The organism is Salmonella sp. SJTUF15581 (genome assembly GCF_043356775.1).
Taxonomy (GTDB): Bacteria; Pseudomonadota; Gammaproteobacteria; order Enterobacterales; family Enterobacteriaceae; genus Salmonella; species Salmonella enterica.
This window is the reverse complement of sequence record NZ_JBEUJY010000038.1, coordinates 1-1,801: the sequence shown is the minus strand read 5'-3', so window position 1 is coordinate 1,801 and position 1,801 is coordinate 1. Positions and strand designations below refer to the sequence as shown.

Genomic DNA, 1,801 nt, shown 5'->3' with positions numbered 1-1,801 from the left:
GGCAGGCCTAACACATGCAAGTCGAACGGTAACAGGAAGCAGCTTGCTGCTTTGCTGACGAGTGGCGGACGGGTGAGTAATGTCTGGGAAACTGCCTGATGGAGGGGGATAACTACTGGAAACGGTGGCTAATACCGCATAACGTCGCAAGACCAAAGAGGGGGACCTTCGGGCCTCTTGCCATCAGATGTGCCCAGATGGGATTAGCTTGTTGGTGAGGTAACGGCTCACCAAGGCGACGATCCCTAGCTGGTCTGAGAGGATGACCAGCCACACTGGAACTGAGACACGGTCCAGACTCCTACGGGAGGCAGCAGTGGGGAATATTGCACAATGGGCGCAAGCCTGATGCAGCCATGCCGCGTGTATGAAGAAGGCCTTCGGGTTGTAAAGTACTTTCAGCGGGGAGGAAGGTGTTGTGGTTAATAACCACAGCAATTGACGTTACCCGCAGAAGAAGCACCGGCTAACTCCGTGCCAGCAGCCGCGGTAATACGGAGGGTGCAAGCGTTAATCGGAATTACTGGGCGTAAAGCGCACGCAGGCGGTCTGTCAAGTCGGATGTGAAATCCCCGGGCTCAACCTGGGAACTGCATTCGAAACTGGCAGGCTTGAGTCTTGTAGAGGGGGGTAGAATTCCAGGTGTAGCGGTGAAATGCGTAGAGATCTGGAGGAATACCGGTGGCGAAGGCGGCCCCCTGGACAAAGACTGACGCTCAGGTGCGAAAGCGTGGGGAGCAAACAGGATTAGATACCCTGGTAGTCCACGCCGTAAACGATGTCTACTTGGAGGTTGTGCCCTTGAGGCGTGGCTTCCGGAGCTAACGCGTTAAGTAGACCGCCTGGGGAGTACGGCCGCAAGGTTAAAACTCAAATGAATTGACGGGGGCCCGCACAAGCGGTGGAGCATGTGGTTTAATTCGATGCAACGCGAAGAACCTTACCTGGTCTTGACATCCACAGAACTTTCCAGAGATGGACTGGTGCCTTCGGGAACTGTGAGACAGGTGCTGCATGGCTGTCGTCAGCTCGTGTTGTGAAATGTTGGGTTAAGTCCCGCAACGAGCGCAACCCTTATCCTTTGTTGCCAGCGGTTAGGCCGGGAACTCAAAGGAGACTGCCAGTGATAAACTGGAGGAAGGTGGGGATGACGTCAAGTCATCATGGCCCTTACGACCAGGGCTACACACGTGCTACAATGGCGCATACAAAGAGAAGCGACCTCGCGAGAGCAAGCGGACCTCATAAAGTGCGTCGTAGTCCGGATTGGAGTCTGCAACTCGACTCCATGAAGTCGGAATCGCTAGTAATCGTGGATCAGAATGCCACGGTGAATACGTTCCCGGGCCTTGTACACACCGCCCGTCACACCATGGGAGTGGGTTGCAAAAGAAGTAGGTAGCTTAACCTTCGGGAGGGCGCTTACCACTTTGTGATTCATGACTGGGGTGAAGTCGTAACAAGGTAACCGTAGGGGAACCTGCGGTTGGATCACCTCCTTACCTTAAAGAAGCGTACTTTGCAGTGCTCACACAGATTGTCTGATGAAAAACGAGCAGTAAAACCTCTACAGGCTTGTAGCTCAGGTGGTTAGAGCGCACCCCTGATAAGGGTGAGGTCGGTGGTTCAAGTCCACTCAGGCCTACCAAATTTTCCCTGAATACTGCGTTGTGAAATAACTCACATACTGATGTATGCTTCGTTATTCCACGCCTTGTCTCAGGAAAAATTATCGGTAAAGAGGTTCTGACTACACGATGGGGCTATAGCTCAGCTGGGAGAGCGCCTGCTTTGCACGCAG

Annotated in this window: 1 tRNA gene and 1 rRNA gene; both read left to right on the top strand. The window is 53.6% G+C overall.

Going from position 1 to position 1,801, the window contains the following annotated elements:
* Positions 1 to 1,502 (top strand): 16S ribosomal RNA (locus tag ABVN36_RS24605); the annotation flags it as partial.
* A gap of 69 nt (positions 1,503 to 1,571) precedes the next feature.
* Positions 1,572 to 1,648, top strand: a tRNA-Ile gene (locus tag ABVN36_RS24600).
* Positions 1,649 to 1,801 lie beyond the last annotated feature (153 nt).